The sequence below is a fragment of the Collinsella sp. TM10-22 genome (genome assembly GCF_003466125.1).
GTDB lineage: Bacteria > Actinomycetota > Coriobacteriia > Coriobacteriales > Coriobacteriaceae > Collinsella.
Genome location: NZ_QSOC01000001.1, coordinates 189,180 through 214,764 on the forward strand (window position 1 = coordinate 189,180; position 25,585 = coordinate 214,764).

21 protein-coding genes and 2 tRNA genes are annotated in these 25,585 nt (G+C 60.1%); 16 read left to right on the plus strand and 7 right to left on the minus strand.

Translation table 11 applies throughout. The annotated features are described in order from the left end of the window. The first annotated feature begins 21 nt into the window (after positions 1 to 21). The 6 genes from DXD94_RS00885 to DXD94_RS00910 are packed head-to-tail and all read left to right on the plus strand — an operon-like array spanning position 22 to position 4,530. Positions 22 to 384, plus strand: a complete 363-nt coding sequence (locus DXD94_RS00885; RefSeq protein WP_006233982.1) for an Asp23/Gls24 family envelope stress response protein — start codon at positions 22 to 24, stop codon at positions 382 to 384. A gap of 3 nt (positions 385 to 387) precedes the next feature. Continuing rightward, positions 388 to 975 carry a transcription antitermination factor NusB gene (gene nusB / locus DXD94_RS00890; protein ID WP_147326609.1) on the plus strand — a complete coding sequence of 196 codons (588 nt, stop codon included), beginning with the start codon at positions 388 to 390 and terminating at the stop codon, positions 973 to 975. A 2-nt stretch (positions 976 to 977) separates the two neighbouring features. After that, a complete protein-coding gene (locus DXD94_RS00895) occupies positions 978 to 1,217 on the plus strand; it encodes an exodeoxyribonuclease VII small subunit (protein ID WP_006233978.1) in 240 nt (79 codons plus the stop codon). 34 nt (positions 1,218 to 1,251) lie between these two features. Continuing rightward, the gene (locus DXD94_RS00900) at positions 1,252 to 2,055 is read left to right on the plus strand and encodes a TlyA family RNA methyltransferase (protein ID WP_233539338.1); all 804 of its coding nucleotides are present in this window, start codon (positions 1,252 to 1,254) and stop codon (positions 2,053 to 2,055) included. Beyond that, entirely contained in the window at positions 2,052 to 2,912 is an 861-nt protein-coding gene (locus DXD94_RS00905; RefSeq protein WP_117762925.1) for an NAD(+)/NADH kinase, read from the plus strand. The genes DXD94_RS00900 and DXD94_RS00905 overlap by 4 nt, the downstream gene beginning before the upstream one ends. Then, entirely contained in the window at positions 2,902 to 4,530 is a 1,629-nt protein-coding gene (locus DXD94_RS00910; RefSeq protein WP_117762926.1) for a DNA repair protein RecN, read from the plus strand. Before DXD94_RS00905 ends, DXD94_RS00910 begins: the two co-directional genes overlap by 11 nt. 59 nt (positions 4,531 to 4,589) lie before the next feature. Here the strand turns inward: DXD94_RS00910 and DXD94_RS00915 are convergent, their stop codons facing one another. Then, entirely contained in the window at positions 4,590 to 5,447 is an 858-nt protein-coding gene (locus DXD94_RS00915) for a MurR/RpiR family transcriptional regulator (RefSeq protein WP_118273438.1), read from the minus strand. 272 nt (positions 5,448 to 5,719) lie between these two features. Here DXD94_RS00915 and DXD94_RS00920 point away from each other — a divergent pair, with 272 nt between their 5' ends. The 10 genes from DXD94_RS00920 (at position 5,720) to DXD94_RS00965 (ending at position 16,561) form a co-directional block, all read left to right on the plus strand. Then, positions 5,720 to 7,729, plus strand: a complete 2,010-nt coding sequence (locus DXD94_RS00920) for a fructose-specific PTS transporter subunit EIIC (protein WP_117762928.1) — start codon at positions 5,720 to 5,722, stop codon at positions 7,727 to 7,729. Between the two features lie 420 nt (positions 7,730 to 8,149). Next, positions 8,150 to 8,413, plus strand: coding sequence for an HPr family phosphocarrier protein (locus tag DXD94_RS00925; RefSeq protein WP_022094575.1), 264 nt, complete (start codon positions 8,150 to 8,152; stop codon positions 8,411 to 8,413). A gap of 133 nt (positions 8,414 to 8,546) precedes the next feature. Beyond that, entirely contained in the window at positions 8,547 to 10,250 is a 1,704-nt protein-coding gene (gene ptsP / locus DXD94_RS00930) for a phosphoenolpyruvate--protein phosphotransferase (RefSeq protein WP_117735073.1), read from the plus strand. Between the two features lie 74 nt (positions 10,251 to 10,324). Then, on the plus strand, positions 10,325 to 11,257 hold the full coding sequence (locus tag DXD94_RS00935; protein ID WP_117735074.1) for a 1-phosphofructokinase family hexose kinase: 933 nt from the start codon (positions 10,325 to 10,327) through the stop codon (positions 11,255 to 11,257). A 189-nt stretch (positions 11,258 to 11,446) separates the two neighbouring features. Continuing rightward, a complete protein-coding gene (locus tag DXD94_RS00940) occupies positions 11,447 to 12,379 on the plus strand; it encodes a 1-phosphofructokinase family hexose kinase (protein ID WP_117735075.1) in 933 nt (310 codons plus the stop codon). Positions 12,380 to 12,577: 198 nt separating this feature from the next. Then, complete coding sequence (locus tag DXD94_RS00945) at positions 12,578 to 13,972, plus strand: CCA tRNA nucleotidyltransferase (protein ID WP_117735076.1); 1,395 nt, start codon at positions 12,578 to 12,580, stop codon at positions 13,970 to 13,972. Positions 13,973 to 14,199: 227 nt separating this feature from the next. Beyond that, positions 14,200 to 14,276: transfer RNA gene (locus DXD94_RS00950), tRNA-Glu, on the plus strand. 22 nt (positions 14,277 to 14,298) lie between these two features. Beyond that, positions 14,299 to 14,375: transfer RNA gene (locus DXD94_RS00955), tRNA-Glu, on the plus strand. A gap of 150 nt (positions 14,376 to 14,525) precedes the next feature. Then, a complete protein-coding gene (locus tag DXD94_RS00960; protein ID WP_117762929.1) occupies positions 14,526 to 15,833 on the plus strand; it encodes a lysylphosphatidylglycerol synthase transmembrane domain-containing protein in 1,308 nt (435 codons plus the stop codon). 116 nt (positions 15,834 to 15,949) lie between these two features. Then, positions 15,950 to 16,561, plus strand: a complete 612-nt coding sequence (locus tag DXD94_RS00965) for a TetR/AcrR family transcriptional regulator (protein ID WP_117762930.1) — start codon at positions 15,950 to 15,952, stop codon at positions 16,559 to 16,561. 56 nt (positions 16,562 to 16,617) lie between these two features. On the opposite strand, the gene DXD94_RS00970 is transcribed toward DXD94_RS00965, so the two are convergent. The 6 genes from DXD94_RS00970 to sdaAA form a co-directional block, all read right to left on the minus strand. Next, on the minus strand, positions 16,618 to 18,051 hold the full coding sequence (locus DXD94_RS00970; protein WP_117762931.1) for a radical SAM protein: 1,434 nt from the start codon (positions 18,049 to 18,051) through the stop codon (positions 16,618 to 16,620). Positions 18,052 to 18,267: 216 nt separating this feature from the next. Further along, complete coding sequence (locus DXD94_RS00975; RefSeq protein WP_117762932.1) at positions 18,268 to 19,482, minus strand: ABC transporter permease; 1,215 nt, start codon at positions 19,480 to 19,482, stop codon at positions 18,268 to 18,270. Beyond that, positions 19,479 to 20,252 carry an ABC transporter ATP-binding protein gene (locus DXD94_RS00980; RefSeq protein ID WP_117762933.1) on the minus strand — a complete coding sequence of 258 codons (774 nt, stop codon included), beginning with the start codon at positions 20,250 to 20,252 and terminating at the stop codon, positions 19,479 to 19,481. The genes DXD94_RS00975 and DXD94_RS00980 overlap by 4 nt, the downstream gene beginning before the upstream one ends. After that, complete coding sequence (locus DXD94_RS00985) at positions 20,252 to 21,688, minus strand: efflux RND transporter periplasmic adaptor subunit (RefSeq protein WP_158557589.1); 1,437 nt, start codon at positions 21,686 to 21,688, stop codon at positions 20,252 to 20,254. Before DXD94_RS00985 ends, DXD94_RS00980 begins: the two co-directional genes overlap by 1 nt. A gap of 132 nt (positions 21,689 to 21,820) precedes the next feature. Further along, a complete protein-coding gene (locus DXD94_RS00990; RefSeq protein ID WP_158564766.1) occupies positions 21,821 to 23,536 on the minus strand; it encodes a L,D-transpeptidase in 1,716 nt (571 codons plus the stop codon). 149 nt (positions 23,537 to 23,685) lie between these two features. Further along, on the minus strand, positions 23,686 to 25,293 hold the full coding sequence (sdaAA, locus tag DXD94_RS00995; RefSeq protein ID WP_117762936.1) for an L-serine ammonia-lyase, iron-sulfur-dependent, subunit alpha: 1,608 nt from the start codon (positions 25,291 to 25,293) through the stop codon (positions 23,686 to 23,688). Positions 25,294 to 25,585: the final 292 nt, after the last annotated feature.

Consider the following 25,585-nt stretch of genomic DNA (forward strand, 5'->3'; position numbering starts at 1 on the left):
CCAACTCTTCTAGGAGGACTCATGCCCCAGGAAATCAAGATTGACGGCATCGGCATTTCACCCGATGTTCTGACCGCCATCGTCTCGCGCGCCGTGTCCGATGTCGAGGGCATCGCCTCCGTTGGCGTCAAGGACCTTGCCACCAACCTTGTCTCCATGATGCTCTCGTCCAAGGCCCCGGCTTCCGAGCCGGCGGTCGAGGCCGAGGTCGTCGGTGACAAGCTCGCACTCACCGTGCGTGTTGTGGTGTTCTTTGGCTATCCGTTCAAGAAACTCGCCGAGGCCGTTCGCGCCGCCGTGGTCGCCGCCATCGATGCCCAGGTGGGCGTTGAGGTCGAGCGCGTTGACGTTTGCATCGACGGCCTCGTTTTCCCCAAGGAGTAACCTTTGAGCCTTAAGGTTTATCGCGGGCGCACGCTTGCCCGCAGTCAGGCGCTGCAGCTGCTGTTCCAGGCCGAGGCCACGGACAGCCCGCTCGAGCGTGTCCTCGAGGGCGATTTCCTGATCTCGAAGGGTCCCCTCGACCCCTATGCGCTGGTGCTTTGCCGCGGTGCCTACGAGCATATTGATCGCATCGACTGTGCCCTGCGCGCCGTCGCCAAGAACTGGGATCTTATGCGCATGCCCGGTGCCGACCGCAATCTGCTGCGTATCGCTGTCTATGAGATGCGCTTCCTCACCGACGAAGAGGTTTCGGACGCTATCGTGATCAACGAGGCCGTAGAAATCGCTAAGGCTTATGGTACCGACCAGTCCGCATCGTTTGTCAACGGCGTGCTGGGCAAGATCGCTCGCAGCGAGGAGCTGCCGGGCGAGGACCTGTACCAGGAGCTGCTGGCCGAGGATCGCGCTCGCGAGGAGGCACAGGCTGCCGAGGCGGCCGCCAAGGTCGCTGCCGCTCAGGCTGCCGCCGGCGTATTAGCCGAGGATGCGGACGCTGCTGAGGCCGTCGAGGCCGACTCCGTCGAGGAGTAGTCATGCCAGAGGGTTCTGTCCGCAACTTTGACGAGATCTCGGACCGTCTAGACCAGATCATCGCTACCGTTCGCTCCAAGGATACGTCCTTGGAGCGTTCACTCGATCTGTTTGACGAGGCGATTGAGCTGGGCTCCCGCGCGGTCGATATGGTCGACAAGTTTGAGCTGACTCCGCGTGAGGCCGATAAGCTCGAGCAGGAATACGATGAGGACGCGGCAAACGAATCCCAGGATAGCTAGCCGCATCTCCGGATACGAATGGTTGATGGCATTCATGAAACGCGTGCGTCTTGATGACGAACTGATTTCACAGGGCATCTGCGCCGATCGCGCGGATGCCCTTCGCACTCTTATGGCCGGCTTGGTCTCGAGTGGCGGCGAGCGCTTGACTTCGCCGGGCCTTAAGGTGACCCCGGGTCTGCCGCTGCACGTGAAGGGGCGCATTCCCTATGTCGGCCGCGGCGGTCTTAAGCTCGAAGGCGCGCTTGATGCGTTTGACATCAATCCGACGGGCCTTGCCTGTCTGGATGTTGGCTGCTCTACCGGCGGCTTTACCGATTGCCTGCTCAAGCGCGGAGCTGCGACCGTTGTCTCGGTGGACGTGGGTCGCGCCCAGTTCGATTGGTCGTTGCGTCAGGACGATCGCGTGACACTGCATGAGCGCACAAACGTGACGCAGCTGCCCGAGCTTGGCTATGCGGGCGCCATCGACCTGGCTGTGTGTGATGTCTCGTTTACCAGCATTGCGAACATTATCGATGCGGTGCTGGCGTGCCTGGCACCTATGGGCGCATTCTGCACGCTCGTAAAGCCGCAGTTTGAGGCTCCGGCGGCGCTGGTGGGTGAGGGCGGCATTGTGACCGATCCCGCTGTGCGCCGCGATACACTCGCGGCGGCGATTGAGCTCTTTGCTGCCAAGGGCCTGTTCCCGGTCGATGTGTGCGTGTCACCCATTCATGGTGCCAAGGGCAACGTTGAGTTTTTCCTGTACGGCACGAGGTTTGCCCCCGGTGAACGCACCGACGATGAGCTGCAATCCCAGGTATCGGTTTTGAGCGAGAAAGCTGCAACGCTATGAAGGTCTTTCTGGTTCCCAATTACTACAAGCAAGAGGCGGTCGAGAGTGGCCTGATGCTCGAGCTTTGGCTTTCGCGCCAGGGCTACGAGGTGGCATGGGCTGCCGATCAGCGCTCCAAGATCCAGAGCGCGCCCGATGTTGACGATGCCGACCTGGTCATTACGCTCGGCGGCGACGGCACGCTGCTGCGCGCGGCTCGTATCCTCAACTATCGCGAGATTCCTATCCTCGGTCTTTCCTATGGCCACCTGGGCTTTTTAACTGCTGCGAGTCCGGAGGAGCGCGACATCCTGCAGGTCGTGAGCGATGCCCTGTCCGGCGAGCTGCACGTGAGCCGTCGCGCCACGATCGCCGCGGATATCGTGTCCGTGCGCGACGATGGCACGAAGGATGTTGTGCGCACGTTCGCCCTCAACGACATGGCGCTCACGCGCGGCCCCCTTTCCGATATGGTCGAGTTTGACATCACAGTGTCGGACCACCATATCGATCGCTTGCGTGGTGATGGCGTGGTCGTGTCCACGGCGACTGGTTCTACGGGGTACGCGCTGAGTGCCGGTGGCCCCATCGTGAGCCCCGACTATACGGGCATGGTCTGCGTACCCATTGCCCCGCACACCATTCAGGCCCGTGCCTTTTTGACTTCGCCGAGTGATGTCGTCGAAATCTTTATGTCTGATGACCGCCCGAGCGTTCCGGCGATCGCTATCGATGGACAGTTTATTACCTGCGATGGGACCGTCGAGAGCGTGGCGGCGCGTCGTGGGCCCGGAGATGTGCTGCTGCTCGATTACGGCCCCGAGAGCTTTTATAACTCGGTGAGCCGCGTATTCTACGGAGTCCGTCATGATCGATGAGCTGCAGGTTTCTAACATTGCACTCATTCGCGAGGCGACGTTGGTGCCGAGTGCCGGCCTGACTGTCCTGACCGGCGAGACCGGCGCCGGCAAGACCGCGCTGCTCTCGGCGCTCAAGCTCATTTTGGGCGAGCGCGCGGATTCGTCGATGGTGCGCGAGGGCGAGGCGCTGGCGAGCGTCGAGGCGCGCTTGTTCGACGGGCCGCACGACACGGAAGGCTTCACCGTGCAGCGCAGCCTTTCCGCCGAGGGCCGCAGTCGCGTAAAAATTGACGGCCGCATCGCCAGCGTGCGCGAGCTTTCGGAGCGCGTTGGCGTGATGATGGATTTGTGCGGGCAGCATGAGCATCAGCGCTTGCTCGACCCGGCGCATCACGTTGCGATGGTCGATGCCTGGGCGGGGCGCTCTGCGCTCGAGGCGCTGGATGCGTACCGCACCTGCTTTAAGGCATCGCGCGCTGCCGCCAAGGAAGTTCGACGTGTCGAAGAGGCCTCGCGTGCGCAGGGGAGCCGCGTCGAGGAGGCGCGCTTTGCCCTCGAGCGCATCGGCGAGGTCGACCCCAAGCCGGGCGAGTATGAGGAGCTCGAGGAACTGCTACCGCGCTCCGAACATGCCGAGGTACTGGTTGCCACAGCTAACGATGGCCATGCATCGCTTGCCGCCGAAGGGGGAGCGCTCGATGCCGTGAACAGTGCCGTGGCAGAGCTTTCCCGTATGGCTGCCGTCGATCGCAAACTGGGTGACATTGCCGATGCGCTTTCGGATGCCTGTATCTCCCTTGAGGATTGCGCGAACGAGCTTCGTGCCTATCGCGATGGCATCGCCTTCGACCCGCGCGAGCTCGCTCGCATGCGTGAGCGGTATTCCGACCTCAAGGGCCTGTTGCGTCAGTGGGGTCCCACCATGGACGATGTGTTTGCCATGCGCGATCGCTCGCAAGAGCTGCTGTCCCTGGTCGATGATGGCGATGAACAGATCAAACAGGCGCGTGAGGCGCTCGGGATCGCCGAGCGCGAGTTGTTTGCCGCTGCCAAGGCACTTAAGCGCGCTCGCAATACGGCGGCCCCGCGCTTCTGCCACGAGGTTGGCCGCCAGATGGCGCGCTTGGAGATGGGTAGTGCCGAGCTCGTCTGGGAGTCACGTGATCTTCCCCGTGCTGAGTGGACGCCCGTTGGTCCTTCGAGCTACGAGCTGCTATACCGCAGCGGTGCCGGTTTGACGCCGCGCCCCCTGCGCCGAATTGCGTCGGGCGGCGAGCTAAGCCGCGTCATGCTGGCAAGCAAGGTTGTCCTCGGTAACGCAGACGGTGTCGATACGCTGGTGTTTGACGAGGTTGATGCTGGTGTTGGTGGCTCCACGGCGCGTGCGCTTGCAGGCGTGCTGGCAGATCTCGCCGCTACACATCAGGTGATTGTCGTAACCCACTTGGCACAGGTTGCCGTCATGGCCGACAAGCATTATGTTGTCAGCAAGGAACCGGGCGATGTTCCCCAGACGCATTTGGACGAGGTAACCGGCGAAGCGCGTACCGCCGAGATCGCCCGCATGCTCAGCGGCGATCAGTCCGAGGCAAGCTTGGCTCACGCAAAGCAGATGCTCGAAGAAGCTCGAGGTTAGGTCGTATCAGCGGTGTTGGTGGGACAAAATAGACTGTAATTTTTGTCCCACAACGCGTTTTACTCAACGACCTTGTCCGGCTGGATGAGCTCCTCGTAGTAGCTGATATGCTCGCGCGCGTCCTCGATTTCGGGCAGCAGGAAGTTGTAGATAACCTCGATGATCATCGTTGCGCTGATTTTAGAGAACGCAAAGTCGCCCGTCGTCAGCAGCGCTTCGTGGTTGACGGTATTAAAGGTGTAGTCTGCCAGGCGCGCGAGCGGGGATTTGCTGTCGCTGCTGATGACGACTATGGTTGCGCCGCAGTCGCGAGCCGCTTTTGCCATGCGATTCAGTCGGCGCGATTTGCCGGAGTTTGAGATAAGCACGATGACGTCACCCGGGCGCAACGTGAGCGCAAAGCCGATTGATGTCTCGCTAATGGTGCTTGCCATGCAGCGCAGGCCCAGCTGCGAAAACTTAAACGTCGCATCGAGCGCGACCGCGTTCGTATTGCCCACAGCCGCAAACTCAATAACCCCTGCATGCTTAAGGGCATGCACAACAGCCGCCAGCGTATCGTGGTCGATCCCGTCGATGGTCGCATTAAGCTCGCTCACCTTGGCAGCCAGAATGTTCTTGAGGCTCTGCTCCATATTGTCGAGCGAGACTTCGTCAGTCAGGCCCTCGTTGCGCTGGCTTTCCAAATCCCTTGCCAACGAAAACTGAAAGCTGCGGAAGCTACCAAAGCCCAGCTTGCGGCAGAAGCGCGAAACGGTCGCCTCGGACGTGGCGGCGGCGCGCGAGAGCTGAGCCGCCGTGAGGCGTGGCGCCTCGGACTGGTGCTCCAATATATAGTCGACAATGCGCTGCTCGGACTCGCTATATCCCTGATGGGTACTAATGAGGGAAAGCGCGCTCTTGCTACTATCGGTCATGGATGGCTCCTGGTTGGCATGAAAATCGGACTCGTTTTGTATTCTCATAGTATAGGGGGATTTTCAATTACAAGATACATCTTGCCGTTTCAAGAGTTGATGGTAAACTTTCACCTACCGTTTACGGTTATGAAAGAACCTTTCACCGGAGAATTGCGCCTTGTCTCTTCTCACGCGGACGGTAGGTTGGTATCTTTCAGTTGTGGAAAAGCGCGCAAGGACGCGCGTGTAGGGGAGCGCCTGCGGGCGCAAAACTTAAAAAGGAGGGACACATGGCTAAGTTTGACATCATCGCCGCGACCGGTTGCCCGACCGGCATTGCGCACACCTTCATGGCGAAGGAGGCGCTGGAGAAGGCAGCTGCCGAGCGAGGTCTGACCATTAAGGTCGAGACTCATGGCCAGGTCGGTGTCGAGAACGAGCTCAGCAAGAGCGAGATCGCTGGCGCCAAGGCCGTCGTCGTCGCAGCTGACAAGGATGTCCAGGCCGAGCGTTTTGCCGGCAAGCCCATGGTTTCCGTTGGTGTATCCAAGGCCCTGTCCGTTGAGGCCGCCGGTAAGCTGATTGACCGCGCGCTCGCCGCCAAGGGCGACAGCACGGTTGCAGCCGCTGCCGATGTCGAGGACGAGGTCGAGGAGAAGGAGTCCATCGGCCACGTCATCTACAAGCACCTTATGAACGGCGTCAGCCATATGCTGGTCTTCGTCGTCGCCGGTGGTGTCCTGACCGCCGTTTCGTTCCTGTGGGGCATCACGTCCTTCGATTCGACGGCTGCCGACTACAACAGCTTCGCCGCTATGCTCAAGATCATCGGCGGCATTGCCATGAACCTCATGGTTCCCGTGCTTTCCGCCTACATCGCCGAATCCATCGGCAAGCGCCCGGCGCTCGTCCCCGGTTTTGTTGCCGGCATGATCGCCATCCAGGGCCTGCCTGTTAACGCCGAGACCGGCCTGATCGACGCCGGTGGCGCCGGCGTGGGCTTCGGCTTCCTCGGCGGCATCGTCGGTGGCTTCCTCGCCGGTTATGTCATCCTACTGCTCGAGAAGGTCTTTGCCGGTCTGCCCAAGAACCTGGACGGCCTCAAGGCAATCTTTTTGTACCCGCTGTTCTCGACGGCTATCGTCGGCTTGGTCATGCTCGGCATTTCCGGCCCCATGGCTGCCATCAACACCGCCATGATGGACTTCCTCAAGGGTCTGTCCGCCTCTGGCGCCGTTGTTCTGGGTCTTGCTATCGGCTGCATGTGCGCCTTTGACATGGGCGGCCCGGTCAACAAGGCTGCTTATGTCACCGGTACCGCTATGCTCACCGAGGCCCTGGCCGCCGGTGTTGGCACCGACACCTACAACTTCGGTACCAACTTCATGGCTGCCGTCTCCGCCGCTTGCATCGTTCCGCCGCTGATCACCACCTTCGCCGTCGTTGTCGGCAAGAAGTACTTCAGCCAAGAGGATCATGACGCCGGTATCGTCAACCTCATCCTTGGTTGCACCCACATCACCGAGGGCGCCATTCCGTTCATGACCAAGAACATCTGGCCCGTCATGCCCATCATGATGCTCGGTTCCTCTATCGCTTCGATCCTGACCATTATGTTCAACGTTCACGATCCGGCGCCTCACGGTGGCTTCCTGGTCCTGCCCGTTGTCGAGAACGGTCCGCTGTGGGTCCTCGCGATCCTCATCGGCGCCGTGGTCGGTGGCATCCTGTTCGTGGCCTTCAAGAAGCACGACTTCGAGAAGAATCAGAAGGCCGCTCCTGCTGCTCCCTCTAAGTCGGTCGAGGCTCCCAAGCCCGCTGCTGTCGAGGCCCCCAAGGCCGAGGCTGCCGACTTCGTGAAGGTCGAGAACGTTTTTGTCGCCGAGGACTTCACTTCTCGTGACGAGGCTCTGAGCTTCGTTTCCAACCAGGCTGTCAAGGCCGGTATCGCCAGTGACGCCGACGCCGTGATGAACGCCTTCCTGGCTCGCGAGGCCGAGGGCACCACGGGCATGATGGAGGGCTTCGCCATTCCGCATGCCAAGTCCGACGCCATTACCGAGGCTGCCGTCATCGTCGTCAAGGACGAGTCTGGCGTGACCGGTTGGGACACCATGGACGGCGCTCCCGTCAACGTGGCCATCGCTCTGCTCATCCCGGGTGCCCAGGCTGGCACCACGCACCTCAAGATCCTGTCCAAGGTCGCCGAGGCGCTCATGGACGAGGACTTCCGTGCCACCGTCAAGGGTTCCGCCGACGCCGCCGAGATCGCAAAGACGATCAACGACCGCCTGGTCTAATCCCACAGTCGCGAATTACATCGCCCCCTGTAACAAAGGCGGAGACCCTCTCCAGGGCCTCCGCCTTTTTCGGAAACAGAGAACACACCGGTTTATCCCATCAGCCAGAATTCCTTTCAGCCGACATTGCTCTGGACCGACCGAGTTTCCGCAGCTTGCTCGCTGGGCGGGGCGATTAAGTTTGTCGCGAGTTCCGCACGCAAAGGAAAGCACTTAATGTGCTTTCCGTCTTGCGCAGGACTGTAGAGCAGCAAACTTAACCGCCCCGCCCGGCGAGCAAGCGGACGACAAACACATCTGTCCAATAATTCGTCTGAAACACAATGAAAAACCGTTTGATGTGAGTTAATATAAACAACGTCGTGAATCTGACTCCTGCCACATGCATGACAGGGGTTAAACACAAAAAAGGAGTCAACTATGGTTTCTGAGAAGGCTACCCTCGTTAATCCTCAGGGTCTGCACATGCGTCCGGCTGGTCTGTTCGCCTCCACCATGGGCAAGTACGCCTGTGACGTGACAGTCGTCACCCCCGAGAAGGAGGTCAACGGCAAGTCCCCGATGGCCCTCATGGCTGCTGGTATCCCCTGCGGCACCGAGGTTGAGGTCAAGTGCGACGGCGCTGATGAGGCCGAGGCTCTGGCTGCTGCCATCGAGCTCATCAAGAGCGGTCTTGGCGAGTAGAACTCAAACGGGTCGCATGTTGAACAACTAAGTTCATGTTTAGGGGCGCAGTGACCTGTTTTAAGGTAGCTGCGCTCTTTTGTCATGGATATGGCAAAACGCTTTATCACATGACACGGAGAGAGGAATGGGAATGTATCAGGGAGTCAACGCTTCTGAGGGCATCGGTATCGGCACCGTCATGGTCGCCGTCGATCCCGACTTGACGTTTGAGCCGCACGAGGTTGCTGATTCGGCAGCAGAGAAGGAGCGCTATCAGACCGCTCTTTCGGTCTTCTGCGATAAGACCCAGGCTCAGGCCGACCACATGAAGGAGACGGTGGGCGAGGCCGAGGCCGAGATCATGAGCGGACACATTGTCCTGGCTCAGGACCCGGGCATGACCGACGCCATCAACGCCGCCATTGATGGCGGCACCTGCGCCGAGCAGGCGCTCATGGACACCTCGACCATGTTCGAGAACATGTTCCTGTCCATGGACGATGAGATGTTCCGTCTGCGCGCGGCCGACATCGCCGACATCCGCACCGGTATTCTGGCCGAGCTGCTGGGCAAGGAGGTCGTCGACCTCTCCGTCCTGCCCGAGAACACCGTCGTTGTCGTGCACGACCTCACGCCGTCCATGACCGCCACGATCGACAAGGCTCACGTTGCCGGTATCGTCACCGAGACCGGTGGCCGTACGTCGCACTCCGCGATCATCGCACGTGCCCTCGAGATTCCAGCCGTCCTTTCGGTTTCCAACAGCTGCACCGCACTGCGCAACGGCATGACCGTCGTCGTCGACGGTGGCAAGGGTGTTGTCGAGGCCGATCCCGACGAGGAGACGCTTGCCGCCTACACCGCCAAGGCCGAGGCCTTCGCTGCCGAGAAGGCAGCCCTCGAGTCCTTCCGCGGCAAGCCTTCTGTGACTGCCGATGGCATCAAGAAGATCATCGCCTGCAACATCGGCAACCCCGATGACGTGCCCAACGCGCTCGATCACGACGCCGAGGCTATCGGCCTGTTCCGCTCCGAGTTCCTGTTCATGGACTCCGCCGAGCTTCCTTCCGAGGAGGAGCAGTTCAACGCCTACCGCAAGGTCGCCAGTGCGCTTAAGGGCGCTCCGGTCATCATCCGCACGCTCGATGTGGGTGGCGACAAGGAGATTCCGTACCTGCACATGGTCAAGGAAGAGAACCCCTTCATGGGCTTCCGCGCCGTGCGTTACTGCCTGGCCAACCCCGACCAGTACAAGGTGCAGCTCCGCGCCCTGCTGCGCGCCAGCGCCTTTGGCGACGTCAAGATCATGATCCCGCTCGTCACCTGCGTCGAGGAAGTCGTGGCCGTTAAGGAGCTCGTCGAGCAGTGCAAGGCTGAGCTGACCGAAGAGGGCCGCAAGTTCAACGAGAACATCGAGGTCGGCATTATGGTCGAGACGCCTGCCGCCTCGCTGCTCGCTGACCGCCTGGCCGAGGTCGCCGACTTCTTCTCCATCGGCACCAACGACCTGATTGGCTACACCATGTGCGCCGACCGTGGCAACGACACCATCTCCAACCTGTACCAGGTGTACTATCCCGCCGTGCTCCGCTCTCTCAAGAACATCATCGAGAGCGGCGTGAAGGCAGGCATCATGGTCGGCATGTGCGGCGAGGCCGCTGCCGATCCGCTGCTTGAGCCGCTGTTGATCAGCTGGGGCCTGGAGGAGTTCTCGATGAGCGCTCCGTCGATCCTGCGCGCCCGCAAGACCATCAGCCAGTGGACCAGGGCCGAGTGCGACGAGCTCGCCGAGAAGGCGCTCGCCTGCAACACCGCCGCCGAGGTCAAGGCGCTGCTCGAGTCCGCGGCTCGCTAATTTGGTATCAGAGGTAACCGCGTGGCTGGAATGGGCCGGCCACGCGGCCCTCACGTATACAGGGGGTACTGTAAATGTTCTACACGCTAACTGCTAACCCGGCTGTCGACATGACGGTTTCGAGCTCTCCGCTTGAGCCCGATGAGAACGTCCGCACCGGTTCGGCCAGCTACACGGCCAACGGCAAGGGCCTCGACGTGTCCTTCGCCTTCAAGAAGATGGGGGTCGACACCGTCGCGCTCGGCTTCTTCGCTGGCTTCACCGGCAAGTTTATCGTCGAGGAGGTCATGAACCTCGGTTGCCTGTGCCGCCCGGTCTGGACCGACGGTATCACGCGCATCAACACCTACGTCAACGATGGCCAGCACGAGTACGGCATCCTGAACCCCGGCGCTCCGATTACGCCGCAGCACCAGGAGGAGCTCTACAACATCCTGGACACCGCGGGCGATCTTGAGTGCCTGATCGTCTCCGGCTCCGTGCCTCCCAAAGCCACGCCCGACTTCCTGGCTCAGGTCATGGAGCACGCTCAGGCTCGTGGCGCCGACGTCGTCCTGGACCTGTCCTCCGACAAGCTCAAGGAGCTCGCTCACAAGAAGCCGCTGCTCATCAAGCCGAACCATCACGAGATGAAGGCTATCTTCGGTGTGCCGGTCGATACCGACGACGAGGTCCGCATTGCCATGAAGCTGGCTCACGAGGCCGGCGTTCAGAACGTGCTGCTCACCCGTGGTAGCCGCGGCGACGCCTACTTCTCTAACGGCGAGGACATCTGGTACGCGAAGCGTGAGTTCAACATCAAGTTGGTCTCTTCCGTCTGCGCCGGCGACTGCACCCTCGCTGCGTTCCTGCACAAGTGGTACAAGAACCGCGACAACGTCGAGGAGGCCATGAAGCTCGCTATGGCCACCGGTGCCAACGTTGCCGAGTCCGTCGGCATTGGCGACTTTGGTCACGTCGACGAGTACAGCAAGCGCATTGCTGTCCGCAAGCTCGATCGTCAGTAATCGAAACGCGACATATTCGTGCGCATGCGGCGCCCCGGTTTCGCCCGGGGCGCCTTTTTTGTTCGCCCATGGGGGAGACATGTTCTGCCGTACTTCATCGCTTTCACACCGTTTACCGAGTTGTCCTAGCCTTTTTCCGATGTGTGGAATATACTTTCATTAACACGCTGCCTTGTGAAAGGAACATTCATGATTTACACGCTCACTGCAAATCCCGCCATCGACTACAATATCGCCTGTGACGGTCTTGACGCCAACACCGTCACGCGTACCCGCAACGCCGTTTACACGCCCAACGGCAAGGGTCTCAACGTCTCGTTCACCCTCGATCACTACGGCGTCGACACCACGATCCTGGGCTTCTTCGCCGGCTTTTCTGGCGAGTTTATCGTCAAGGGCGCCGAGGCCCTGGGCGTACCCGTCAAGCCCGTGTGGACCGATGGCATCACGCGCGTCAACGTGTTCCTCAACGCGGGCCCCGATACCGAGTACAACATGGTCAACGCCGGTGCCGCCATCAACGAGGCCAACGAGCAGGAGATGTTCGAGCTCATCGATTCGCTCGACGACATGACCTGCCTGGTCATTAGCGGCTCACTGCCCCCCAACACTTCCGAGGGTTTCCTGTCCGAGGTGCTTCGCCGCGTCAAGGCCAAGGGTGCCGAGTTCGTGCTCGATATCTCGAGCCATCAGCTGGCAGACCTCATTGCCATGGAGCCTCTGCTGATTAAGCCTAATGACGACGAGCTGCTCGATATCTTTGGCATTAAGGTAAGCGGCGGCGACGATGAGTCCGTCAAGGGTGCCATGGCCGAGCTGCACGCCAAGGGCGCTAAGAACGTGCTGCTGACGCTCGGCGGCAACGGCGCGTACTTCTCCAACGGCGAGCACATCTGGTTTGCCAACCGTACTTTTGAGGTTAAGCTGCTGTCGACCGTCTGCGCGGGCGACTCCTCCCTGGCCGCTTTCCTGTCCGTGTGGCACGACGCCCCCGAGCGCGTCGAGGACGCCCTGCGCCTGTCGATGGCAACCGGCGCCAACGTGGTCGAGTGCCCGGGTCTGGGTGACTTTGCCAAGGTGGAGGAGTACAAGAAGGGTATTGCCATCCGTCAGGTTTGCTAGCGCGGCACACGGTTACATTCTTTGCTTGTCGATCACCCGTCTCGGCTTTTCGAGACGGGTGTTTTTTTAAGATTGCTGTCGAGCCCTTGGGGCTCAATCGTGCGCGAAGTGGGTTCGTGTGTGCGCCTTCTTCTGTTTCTTGCTAGACTTCTTGAGAACCAACAATCAATACACTCGCAATTGCAGGAGGCCACAGGAATGTGCACAGTTTCGCTTAACGCTACGCAGCCGTCAGCCGCCTCCCTGCGCGTCCTACGCGCGCTCGAGTCAGCTGGTCTTGAGGCTTGGTACGTAGGCGGTTGGGTACGTGATGCCCTTATGGGATGCCCCAGCCACGATGTTGATATGTGCTGCAGCGGCCTGTGGCAGGAGTCCAAGGCAGCACTCGAGGCTGCCGGCATTGCGGTGGTTGAATCGGGCATTAAATTTGGCGGCATCACCGCCATTAGTGATGGCGAGCGCATCGAGGTCACTACGTACCGCCTGGACGGCTTTTACACCGATGGCCGCCATCCGCAAAGCGTGGAGCGTGCGGCGTCGCTTGAGGACGATCTGGCGCGCCGCGACTTTACCGTCAACGCCATGGCCTGGCATCCCGAGCGCGGGCTTGTCGACCGCTACGACGGCCAGGGTGATTTGGAGCGAAAGCTGATCCGTGCCGTCGGCGATCCCAAGCGTCGCTTTAACGAGGATGCCCTGCGCATGCTGCGTGCGGTGCGTTTTGCCTGCCGCCTGGACTTTGTGATTGAGCCCGAGACTAAGCGTGCCCTTGCCGAGTGCGCGCCGCTGCTCGATGCCGTGACGCGCGAGCGTGTGGGCATTGAGCTCGAGGGCATCCTTTCGACCGGCCACGGGGGAGACGCCATGCTGCGCTACCCCGAGCTTGTTTGCGCCGCCGTGCCCGAGTTGGCAGCGGGTCGCGGGTTTGATCAGCGCAGCGTCTACCATGCCTTTAACGTTTACGAGCATATTGCCCGCGTGCTGACGGTGGCAGGGGAGCTGGCGCTGTGTGACGGCGTCGCGCCCTCGTCGAGCCTGATGTGGGCGGCGTTTTTGCACGACGTTTCCAAGCCCGAGTGTTTTACGGTCGACCATGCGGGCAGCGGCCACTTTTACGGTCATCCCGAGCTCGGGGCCAAGAAGGCGCGCGTCATTATGGATCGCCTGGCGCTTTCGCATGACCTGATCCGTGACGTGTGTCTGCTCATCAAGTATCACGATAAACCGTTGCGCCCCGAGCGTTCCTGTCTGCTCAATATGATGCGCTTGCTTTCGGGCGAGGGCGTCGACACCGCCCGCCTGATGGACGAGCTCATGGATCTCAAGCGTGCCGATACGCTCGGCAAGGCCCCGTCGTGCTTCTATTACGTCGAGACCATCGAGGAGATGCGCGCGCTGGCGCACGAGCTACTGGAGGCAGGGGAGCCCTATACGCTCAAGATGCTCGCCATCAACGGCGGCGATCTGATCCGCGCCGGTGTGAAGCCGGGGCCCGAGCTAGGTCAGCTTCTCAACGCAGCGCTCGACGCCCTGATCGAGGACAACATCCCCAACGACCGCGAAGCTCTTTTGGTCCATCTCAACCTAGGGTAGTTAAATTGGGACGGGGCTTTTTTAGCTACCCCTGCTGGCAGCACCGGCGGTTCGGTCGATTGACGGCTAGGGCAGCTAAAAAAGCCCCGTCCCAAATTAACTACCTTGCTGACCTGCGCGTTCCATAACCTGCCGACAAATTTTCGGCAATTTGTAATTTTTTCTTGCGCTCGCGTTTTTTGTCCCGTAATATATTTCCTCGCAGCACGGCAGTGCAGATGTCATGTGGCCCGTTCGTCTAGCGGTTTAGGACGCCGCCCTCTCAAGGCGGAGATCACCAGTTCGAATCTGGTACGGGCTACCATTTCTTTTCTGCCGAGATTTATGGCCCGTTCGTCTAGCGGTTTAGGACGCCGCCCTCTCAAGGCGGAGATCACCAGTTCGAATCTGGTACGGGCTACCACGCATCTGATACCCGGACTTCCCACGGAAGGCCGGGTTTTTTATTATCAAACAACCGTCTGCAATTCCCGTTTGAACAAGAGCTTTGCGTTCTGCTTATGGCCCTTACGGGTACAATAACCAAGTTATTTTGACTGTTAGAAGGAGTCTCATGACGGAGTCCTCTCAGCATACGTCCAAGCCCCTGGTCGAGGTTGAGGCCTCGGGCGGCGATGACAATAAGAGCGCACGCCGCGGCGCCATCTTTATCGGCGTTGTGCTGGTGGGTTATATCCTCTATCTGGTGGTAACCGGGCAGATGGGGCAGTTCTGGGCTGCTATGTCGAGCGTCCAGGCGCCCTGGCTCGTTGTCGCGTGTCTATGCATGTTCATGTATCTGTTCTTTGGCATTGTGGCCTATGCGATCGCCGTCTGGCTCGACCCCAATTCACCCGTCGGCATTCGCGACCTGATCTCTGTCGAGGCTAGCGGCATCTTTTTTGGTAACCTGACGCCCATGATGATGGGCTCGACTCCTGCCCAGATTTACCGCCTGACCAAAGCGGGCCAAAATGTCGGCGAGGCCGGCGCCACGCAGTTCACGCGTTTTATCGTGTATCAGTTTGGCCTTGTTGCCTGGGGTGCTATCCTGCTACTTGCTCGCATGCCGTTTTTCGCCGAGCGCTATGGCGACATGACACTGCTGTGCGTCTTTAGCTTTGGCGGACACTGCTGCATCTTGCTAGGTATCTTTGCCGTCGCGCTCATGCCTAAGACCGTCACGCGCGTCGCCCATTGCATCATTAATTGGCTCGAGCGCATAGGTGTCTCGTCCACTAAGATCGAGGGATGGCGCACGTTTGTCGATGGCGAGGTCTATTCGTTCTCCGAGAAGTTCAAGCTTTCGGCTGGCCATTTTTCGTCCATGCTGCTCACCGTGTTTATCACCATGCTGCAGCTCGCGTTTTTCTATCTGGTGCCGTATTTTCTGATGCTTGCCTTTGGCCACCACGAGGTCGACTTTTTCTCGGTCATGGCCGCGAGCGCCTTTGTTCAGCTCCTCAGCTCTGCTGTTCCCCTGCCCGGTGGCACCGGCGGTGCCGAGGGTGGCTTCGCGCTTTTCCTGGGTCATTTTTTTGGATCGGCTTCGACCGCCGGCTATCTGCTGTGGCGCCTCATTACGTTTATTGCGCCGACCATTTTGGCTGCGCCCCTGCTGGGCCTTAAGAGCGCCCACAACGAGAGCATCCATGCGCGCTGGGATCGCGTGATGTGCAAGCTCGGCCGCACGCCTCAGACGCCCTCTGCGCCCACTAAGCCGCACCCCACGAATGCTGTTACCGTTGATCCCAAGAAGCACGCTCAGAAGGCTTCTGGGACCGCTAAGCCGGCTCATAAAGCCTATGTGCGCCAGACAGGCGATGGTATTCGCGTATCTCCGTCGGCACTCAATAAGAAGAAGCACCTTAAGTCGCAGTAGGGCAGTCGTGCGTTCTTCATGATGCGGGGCATATTTGTGCTGTATGGGGGATAATCCTCTTACGTAGATTATCTCTCATCTGTTGATGAGTGCCGGTATATCGAAGGGACACGCCCATGGCCACCAGCAAACCGCGTATTGATCGCCGCATCGTTCGCAGCCGCACTGCCATCCTTTCCGCTTTCGAGCGCCTGCTCATGGAAAAGCCGCTGGCAGACATTACGGTGAGTGCCATCGCGCGCGAGGCCAATGTCGACCGCAAGACCTTTTACGTTCACTTTGGTACGGTTGATGGCTTGCTCGATGCCATTGCCGTCGATGTGGTGGAGATGATTGTCGACTCGGTCGAGAAAACGCTTGCTTCCATGGACGGTGACACCAACGAGCGCGCCCTGGGCGCGGCGGCGACCTTCTTTAAAACCGTTAACGAGGCACTGTGCAACAACCTGCTGCTCAATCGCCAGCTCATCGAAAACATTCCGCTTGACGACTTTATGGCTCGCCTGCGTGTGCCGCTCGAGCACGAGATTGCCGAGCGCGGCCTGCTGCCCGAGGGCATTAAGGACGAAATGTTCGAATACTACCTGGCGTTCTTGCTGTCCGGTATTATCGGCATCTATCGCACGTGGGCATTGTCCGATGGCTCGGTCGCCATTGAGCGCGTCTCGGCAGTCGCCAACGACCTGACTCTGAACGGTCTTTCGAGCTTGGAGACCCGTTTGTCCTAGCGCGGGCGCCCCTCCCGAGGCGCCCGCGTCTTTGCTGCCTGCTCCGTTATCAAGCGCTAGCAGTTGCTCTTGAGCTTGCGGCCCTGCTGTTCAAACTTATGCATGTCGCTGTCGGCCATGCCCTGCGTCTCGTCCTCATGGCGTTTGATGTAGAGCGGATCGTTGGGATCGTTCCAAATGCGTTCTGCCACGGGCGCCCAGGCCTCGGCTGCGGCGCGGGTCTTTTCGCGCAGTTGCTCGGGCGATTCCTTCTCGACCAGGTCGGTGCTCTTGGCACCGGTCTCGGCCACCATCTTGGGCAGCACGTCGGGGTTCTCGAGCATGGGGCAGGGCTTGAGATAGTTGTCGTTGAACGGCTGGCCCTCGTAGTATTTCATAAAGAGGGGAGAGCGCAGCGCATCGAGCAGGCTCACATCGTGGATGTTGGCGTTGGAATAGTGGATGAACACGCAGGGCTCCACGTCGCCCGCTGCATTGATGTGCAGGTAGCGGCGACCACCGGCGATGCAGCCGCCCACGAACTCACCGTCATTTTGGAAGTCGAGCGTAAAGAGCGGCTTTTTCTCGCGCATCTCGCGTATAAAACGATACATGTGCTCACGCTGTTCGGGCGTGGGCATGAGCTCTGAGGTGGCGTTGCGCCCGACAGGCATAAAGTGGAAGTACCAGCAGAAGAGCGCTCCCTCGCGGATCATCCAATCCATGTTTTCCTCGGTGGCGACGGTATCGGCGTTGGCGCTCGTCCAGCAGGTCGATATTCCAAAGGGCAGATTGCGCTCGCGCAGGAGCTTCATGGCATGCTCGATCTTGACGTAGGTGCCCTCGCCGCGGCGGGCATCGGTGGTGTGCTCGTTGCCCTCGGCGCTGATGGCAGGGACAAAGTTTGCCACGCGGATCATGTCATCGCAAAACGCCTCGTCGATCAGGGTGGAGTTGGTGAAGCAAAGGAACACACAATCTTGGTGCTTTTCACAGATCTTGATGAGGTCGTGCTTGCGGACGAGCGGCTCGCCGCCCGTATAGATGTAGATATGCGTGCCGAGCTCTTTGCCCTGCGTGATGATAGAGTCGATGTCTTCAAATGAGAGATTCTGCTTATAGCCGTACTCGGCTGCCCAGCAGCCCGTGCAATGCAGGTTACAGGCGCTCGTGGGGTCGAGCAGGATGGCCCACGGAATATTGCACTGGTACTTTTCGCGGCTTTTTTCCTGCTGCGGCCACGCGAGCAGGTTGCCGTCGACAATCAGTGCCTTGAGCAACTTGGTGCGCATATCGGGATTGAGGGTGAAGACGCGCATGATCAGGTCATACCAGTTGCCGCGGCTCTTGATGACGTTGGTGAACGCCTCGCGCTGCGCGGGAAATACGCGATCGGGGACCAGCTTGTTCACAAGGTCCATGATTTTGTCGATGTTTTCCTGCGGGTTGTCGTCGAGATAATCGATGAGTTTGTTGAGCGCTGCGCGCTCCGCTGACTGTGTAAGCGACATGAGCATATCCTTTCACGTGTACTTCGCGTGAGATAATACCCATATGTGGAATTAAATGCGTCTAAAGAATCCGTAATGTGTCTATTCAACGAATCAATTTGATTTGGGGCGAAGTGTCATGCCCCGACACCTTCTAAGTTACGTTGAAATAGTGTCTAATATGCGCTTTTAAACGCATAAACAGTCAGTATTTCACCGCAACGTATGGGTGGTTGCTTACTGATAGCGGAGACACTCGACCGGGTCGAGCTTTGCGGCGCGGCGGGCGGGGTAGAAGCCAAAGATTACGCCGATGCCGACTGAAACCGCAAAGGCGAGCAACACCGTCGTAAGGGAAAAGCTCGGCGTAATCGTCCCGCTGGCTCCAAACTCGCTCATAATGCTCGAGTTGGCGGCAAAAAACGCGAGCCCCCATGCCAGCAGATAGCCGATCGCAACACCGAGAATGCCGCCGGTGATGCACAGTGCCGAGGATTCGGCCAAAAACTGAGAGGTGATATCACGTCGGCTTGCACCAAGCGCGCGACGGATGCCGATCTCGCGGATGCGCTCAGTCACGCTGGTGAGCATCATGTTCATAATGCCGATACCGCCGACAAGCAGCGAGATACTGGCGACAGCACCCATGATGAGCGAGAATGCGCCCATAAAGGAGTTGAGTGCATCGATGGCGCTTTTCATGGAGGTCGCCGATACACTGTCATACTCATCATCCTCCGCGATGCCTTTCATCGCGCGCACCTTGGACTCGATGGTCTTGCAGAGCTCATCCATGTCCGTGCCCTCGGCGGCAAGTGCCGTCACGCTGGGGAATGAAGGATTCTCGTCGCCAAATAGGCCGGAGATGGTTTCACGTGGCATATACAAAGTGAGCGAGCCCATGGAGTCGCTGCCGCCATCAATCACGCCTACAATCTGCACCTCGCCGTTGGACACCTTGATGGTTTTTCCCAGCGCATCTCGTTCGTTGCCGCAAAGCTGATCGGCGCCGCCGCGGCTGATGAGCGCCACGCGCGAGCCTGCCTTTGACTCGACATCGGTGTAGGTGCGCCCCGCAACGAGCTTACTGGCACCCACGGCGTCGAGCATGTCGCTATCGACACCCTGTGCCATGACGGTATAGCTTTTATCGCCGGTCTTGTACTCGGTGTACGCGCTGTTGACAATGCCGATCTGTTCTATCTGCGGCACCAGTTTTTGAAGCTTCTGGACGTCAGAATCAGAGAGTTCTTGGGACGAATAGATCTGAACCATGCGAGCTGCGTTGAGGCCCAGGCTGTTTACCAAGCTGTTTTGGATGCCACCGATGAGCGAAGTCATGGCAATGACCGAGGCGATGCCGATGACAATGCCCAGGATGGTGAGCAGGCTGCGCCCCTTGTTGGCCTCGAGCGAGTGAAGGGCTTCCTGGATGAGATCGCGGGCGCTCATGCCATCACTCCTTTCGGCGGGTTGGCGGAGGCGGAAATCATGGGCAGGCTATCTACGGCGCTGCGCAGGGTCCGCGGTGCATGCGGAATATACGCGCCGTCGTGAATGCGACCGTCGCGGATGGTCACGGCACGGTCGGCCTCGGCGGCGATGCCGGGGTCGTGTGTGATAAGCACGATGGTTTTGCCGCGCTCCTGGAGCTTGCGGAAGGTTTCCATGACAAGCGCCCCGGTTGTCGAGTCCAGGTTTCCCGTCGGCTCGTCAGCCAAAATGATGGGCGGATCGTTGACGAGGGCACGTGCGATGGCGACACGCTGCATCTGGCCGCCCGAGAGCTCGGATATGCGGTGGTCCCAGTGGTCGACGGGCAGCGTGACGGCCTGCAGCGCGTGCACGGCGCGCATTTCTCGCTGGCTACGGGGCACGTTAGTGTATGCCAGCGGCAGCATGACGTTTTCGATAACCGACAGGCGCGGCAGCAGGTTGAAGCTCTGAAAGACAAAGCCGATGCTCAGGGCGCGGACTTCGGTGAGCTCGTCATCATCGAGCTCGGCCACGTTGAGGCCCTGCAGGTAATAATCGCCTGCCGTCGGTTTGTCCAGGCAGCCCAGGATGTTCATGAGCGTTGACTTGCCCGAGCCCGATGGGCCGGTGATGGCGACGAACTCGCCGGGATCTACTGCCAGGCTCACGTTGTGCAAGATATGGGCGCAACCCGCCTCGCTCTCAAAGATGCGATGCACGTTGCGAATGTCGATGACGGGACGCATTACATGCCCTCGTCGGCAGACATGCTGCCCGAATCCGCGCTGTAGCCGTCGTCAGCCGTTGCGTCCGCTCCGGTGTCCATGACGAGGGTGTCGCCATCGCGCAGCTTGGTAACCGGCACGTTAGTGTTGATCTCGTTGCCCTGGTCGTCGCGCTTGACCTGCGTCTTACCGACTACAGCCTCGTTGTCGTTTTGCGCCACGACGGTCACCTTCACGCGGCGCGTCTTTTTGCCCTCCGAATCGGTGGCCAGATTGACGTAATATTGCTCGCCATCTTCGGTCATCAGCGCCATGGTCGGCACCATCACCACGTCGTGGAGCTTCTCGGTCACTACCGAGACCTCGGCAGTCATACCCGGCTTAAGGCGACTGTCGGGTGCTTCGATGAGGATGTCGACGTTAAAGGTCACGCTGCCGCCGCTCCCGGAGGAGAAGTCGGAGGTTGCCACCGAGGCGATAGCCGTGACGGTGCCCTGGCTCACGATATCGGGAAACGCGGGATAGGTCACGTTGGCGCTTTGGCCCACGGCAATTTTGGCGATATCCTTTTCGCCCACCTGAACCGTCACCTTCATCTTGGACAGGTCGGCGATCTGCATGCACTGCTTGCCGCCGCTCGTATCGCTTTCGCCCATGATCATGCCGCCTGTTACCGTGGCGCCCACCTTGGCGTTGAGCTCCACGATGCTGCCCGAGCTCGGGGCCGTGATCGTACGGCTGGCGGCCTTGGCGTTCGCCTGATCGAGGTTTGCCTGGGCCGATGCGAGGCTGCGCTGCGCGGCCGATACGGCGTTCGTGTCCGCTGATGCGGCGGAGATGCCAGCCGCTGCGGAAGCTTCGTCGACGTCCGTCGTTGGGGTGGCCTGCGCGGCAGTTGCGGCTTTCTGCGCATTGGCGAGGTCTTCCTGAGCTGCTGCAACTGCGCGCTGCGCCTCGGCAACGTTGCGATCGAGCTCGTCGTTTTTAATGGTCATAAGCACGTCGCCCTCGTTGACGGATTGGCCTGCCTGCACGTTTATCGAATCGACCATGCCGTCGACAGAAGGGGAGACCACTGAGGACGAAATGGGTTTGAGCTGGCCTTTCGCTTCGACCGTTGTGCTAAACGTGCCCTCGGTCACCATGTCGGTCGCAGGCCCGATATCGCCCTGTGGCTGCGCATTGATAACCAGGGTTGCGACAATGGCAATGAGCGCGATGACACCCACGATGCCGGCGGCAATGCCGCGTCGAATCAGCTTTTTGCGTCGACGTTCGGCACGTTTTGCCTTGAGCTTGGCATATACCTCTTCATCGGAAATCTCGGCCGTGTCGTTCGTGCGTCCGCTCTCCTTGTCGGCATGTGCGTCTGTGATCAGAGGAAGCGTTTCGGTGATACCTTCGGGCGTGTGCTCGGTATTATCCGGACCCGGGGTGATCGTGGGGACATTCGGCATAGCGTCTCCTTTATAGAAAGAACCTCGATAAGTATATGCGCCCACCGGTTGGGGCGGGCGCATAGGACGGTTTCTTTCGGAACTGTTAGATTGGTCGCAGCGGTTCCACGCTGTATGAATGCGCGCGTTGCACTACGAGTGGACAACCACGCACAGGCCGACTTTGATGCAGTCGTGAAGTGCCTTGGCGTCGGCCAGGCGCAGGTTGATGCAACCGTGGCTGCCGCACCACTTGTACGACTCGGCGTTATCGAAGCTCTTGTCGTTTTGCCAGGTGGCATCGTGGAAGCCGATCATGTTGCCCTCAAACGGCATCCAGTAGCTCACCGGGCTCTCGTATTTGGGCTTGCCCGTCTCGGGGTCCTTGGCGCCAATCAGCGTGCTCGCGCCGTCGTTGCTGTTGATCTGCCAGACGCCTTCGGGAGTGGCGTCCTCACCCGGCTTTCCTGAGATAAAGTTGGCCTCCCACACGATATTGCCGCTCTCGTCGTAGTAGCGCGCGTGCTGCTCGGACAGATCGACATCGACGTATGCCTTCCAGTCGGGCTCTCCCTTTGCGGTAAAGGCGTCGGCCTTCTGGGAGTACTTGATCTCGATTTCGCCGGTCTGCTTGTTGTTAATGGCGTCCTCGACCTGCTTGGCGAGCGAGCCGCTGTCGATGGACCAACCAAAGTCGCCGCCTTCAACGGCGCATTGCTTGCCATCGGCGCGCGTCCACCAGCGAGTGGAGCCCACGGTGTTAAAGCCGTTGGCGAGCTCGGTTGCCCAGCTGCTGATCTGTGACGTATCAAGTGTGGGGTTGGCCGGATCGGCAAAGCTGATCCACTGCAACACGGAGCTGCCATCAACCTTGCCGGCATCCTCGCCGTTGAGCTTGAGGGTCACGTTGACGCCCAGGAAGTTGTTGGCGGCATCGCATGCGGCCTGAATCTGATCATCGGTAAGCGTTCCATTGAGCGGCTCGTAGGCATCGCTGCCGAGCTTGGAAAGGTCTACGGTCTCGGACAGCGAGGCAAGCTCGAGCTCGGCATACTTAATGACATGCTCGCGGTCGAGTTTTTCGTTGGAGCGCGCCTTCTCGACGGTAAACTTGCCGGCCTGCTCGTCATAGGAGCTATTGGCCTCGAACGTGCCCGAACGCCCCTCGTTAAACTCGTCGATGGCGGCGCCCAGATCCTCCTCAAACTTCTTTTGGTCAAAAGTGTCGGAGAGCATGGACAGGTCGACGTCTTGATCAAGATCGACTTCGTTGGAGGTAGCGGTTGTTTTGGTCTTTCCGCTTAAGGATTCCACAAGGCGGACCGGCCATACAAAGGCTTCGTTGTGGCTGATAATCTCTTTTGCGGCTGCTTCGCCGTCGACGATGGGCTCATCGGACTCGGGCTGATAGGTCCAGCTAAAGTCATCGCCTGTCACGGTGAGCTTATAGTGCTTCCATGCCGAGTTGACCTTGGTGGCGGCAGACGAAGCGTTGGAGAACGAGACGTCGACGCCGGCGATGGTGGTATTGGGGTAGGCTACCTGCGAAAACGCTACGACGCCTACGATATAGACAATGACGATAAGACCCAGGACGACAAAGAGCGTCGTCTTTTTGCCCGACTTATTGTTCTCGGCGGGTTTGCGCGCGGGGCCGCGATCGCCTCGACCGTGCGCGGGGGGCTGCTTGGGCGCATTGCCGTTTGCCTGGCGCTGCTGACGTTGATGGTTCGGGCGTTGGGAAGCGTTTGCCGCACCACGCTGCTGACCGTGACTCGGCGCGATAGGACGCGGCGACTGAACGCCACCGGTGTGCCTGTTCGGCTGCTGCGGATCGGGAATCAGTTGAGTTCGATCGTTTTGCGACATCGTATGCATATCCTTCGAATTTCGCCTTGCGGCTCATCGTGTTTTTACTGGGCTTGCATTATAGCGATTACCTAGTTGTTTGTGGTACGGAAACGGTGGCATTCAAAAGAGGTGGGACAGTTGTCCCACTATCGAGTCGTTCTTGGTCACTACCCGCACACACCGCATTTTGCACAGGCCGAAAGCGCGGCCGGAGCCTGCGCGATGCCGCCCTTTGCCGTCTCGCGCAGCGTGGCCGGCAACGCGTGGCCCACCGAGAGCATGACATGTGCCATCTGGTCAAACGGCACCAGGCTCTTAATGCCGGCGAGGGCGAGTTGTGCCGAGCTAAAGGCCGCTGCCACGCCGATGGCATTGCGGTTTTGGCAGGGCACCTCGACCAGGCCTCCGACGGGGTCACAAACGAGGCCCAGCAGGTTACTCAGCGCGATGGAGCTGGCGTCGAGCGCTTGCTCGGGCGTGCCGCCGAGCATCTGCACTAGCGCGGCGGCAGCCATGGCGGCGGCGCTTCCCACCTCGGCCTGGCATCCGCCCTCGGCGCCGGCGACGCAGGCGCCCGTGGTGAGGTTGAGGCCGATGGCAGCTGCGCAGTAGAGCGCGTCCATCACCTGCTCGTCGTCGAGCTGAAGGTGATCGGCGAGCGCCAGCACGCAGCCGGGCACGACGCCTGCGGAGCCTGCCGTGGGGGCAGCGACGATCACACCCATGGTGGCGGAGCGCTCCAGGACGGCCATGGCGCGGGCCACGGCATCGGTCTGGACGGGGCCCATTAAGTTTGAGCCAAGGTCGTTGCGGCCGGTGGCATCGACAAGCTTGGCCTCGCCGCCGATAAGCCCGCCGAGCGAGCGCTGCGGATTGACGATGGGGGCCGTGGTCTCCTCGCGCATGACGTCGAGCACGCGGCGCATGGCGGCGACGGCGTGGGCCTCGCCGGTCAGACGCGCCTCGCGCACGGCCATGACGGCGCCGATGCTGAGTCCCAGTTCCTCGCACGCATCGAGCAGCTGCTCGCCGTCGTCGAAGATTTCCTTTGCTGAGACGCCGGGGGAGAGCGACGAGGCAGAACCTGGGAGCTCGATAAAGGTCGCGTAATCGACATTGTCGAGCTTGCGCAGCATAGGGACGACGGTGTCGTCGGGCGCGCCGTCGGTCTCAAAGACGGAGTAGGCCTGGCCGCCCACTTCGGTGCGGTAGGTGCGGCAGAAGGCGATGTTCACGTGTGCGTAGGCGAGCAGGTTCGTGAGCGCGGCGAGCACGCCGGGAACATCCTGGTGCGCCACGAAGAGCGTGGAGTACATACCCGAGATGTCGACGCCGACGCCGTTAATGCGGCTGATGCGCATCTTGCCGCCGCCCAGGCTCTCGCCGCGGACCTGTGCCGTAGCGCCCGTGTCGTCGACCATGTCGATGTCGACGGTGTTGGGGTGGATGGAGGCGTCGTCGCCCTTAATTTCAAAGTGATATTCGAGGCCCTGCTCGCGTGCGAGGTCGAAGGCCTGCTTGATGTTCTCGTCATCGGTGTCGAGGCCTAGGATGCCCGCGACGAGTGCACGATCGGTGCCGTGGCCGCGGTAGGTGTGGGCGAAGGAGTTCCACAGGCCAAAGGTGACTTTGGTGATGCGGCCTTCCAGCAGGCTGGCGGCAACTTGGGCGCAGCGCAGGGCGCCGGCGGTGTGTGATGAGCTGGGGCCGACCATGACGGGGCCCAAGATCTCGAATGCCGAGGTCGTAGCTAGTGTTTGCGGCTTGCCTGCCATGGGTGCTCCTTTGTTTTTCCCATCGTCCCGAGGGCGGGGCATACACTGTCCCGCCGTTCCGAGGGCTTTAGTATTTGGTCGCCTGCTCGGACAGTCCTGCTCGCACGGAGGCCACATTAAGTGGCCTCCGGCTCGTGCGGAACTCGCGATCGACCAAATACTAAAGCCCTCGGAACTTAGGATACATGGTTGGAGTCGCTCTGCTGCAATATTTATCGGCATGTGACCTATTCCATGTCCCAGGTCTGCTTATCTTCACCACCGTTTAAATAAAAAGAAGTACCGGTTGGAG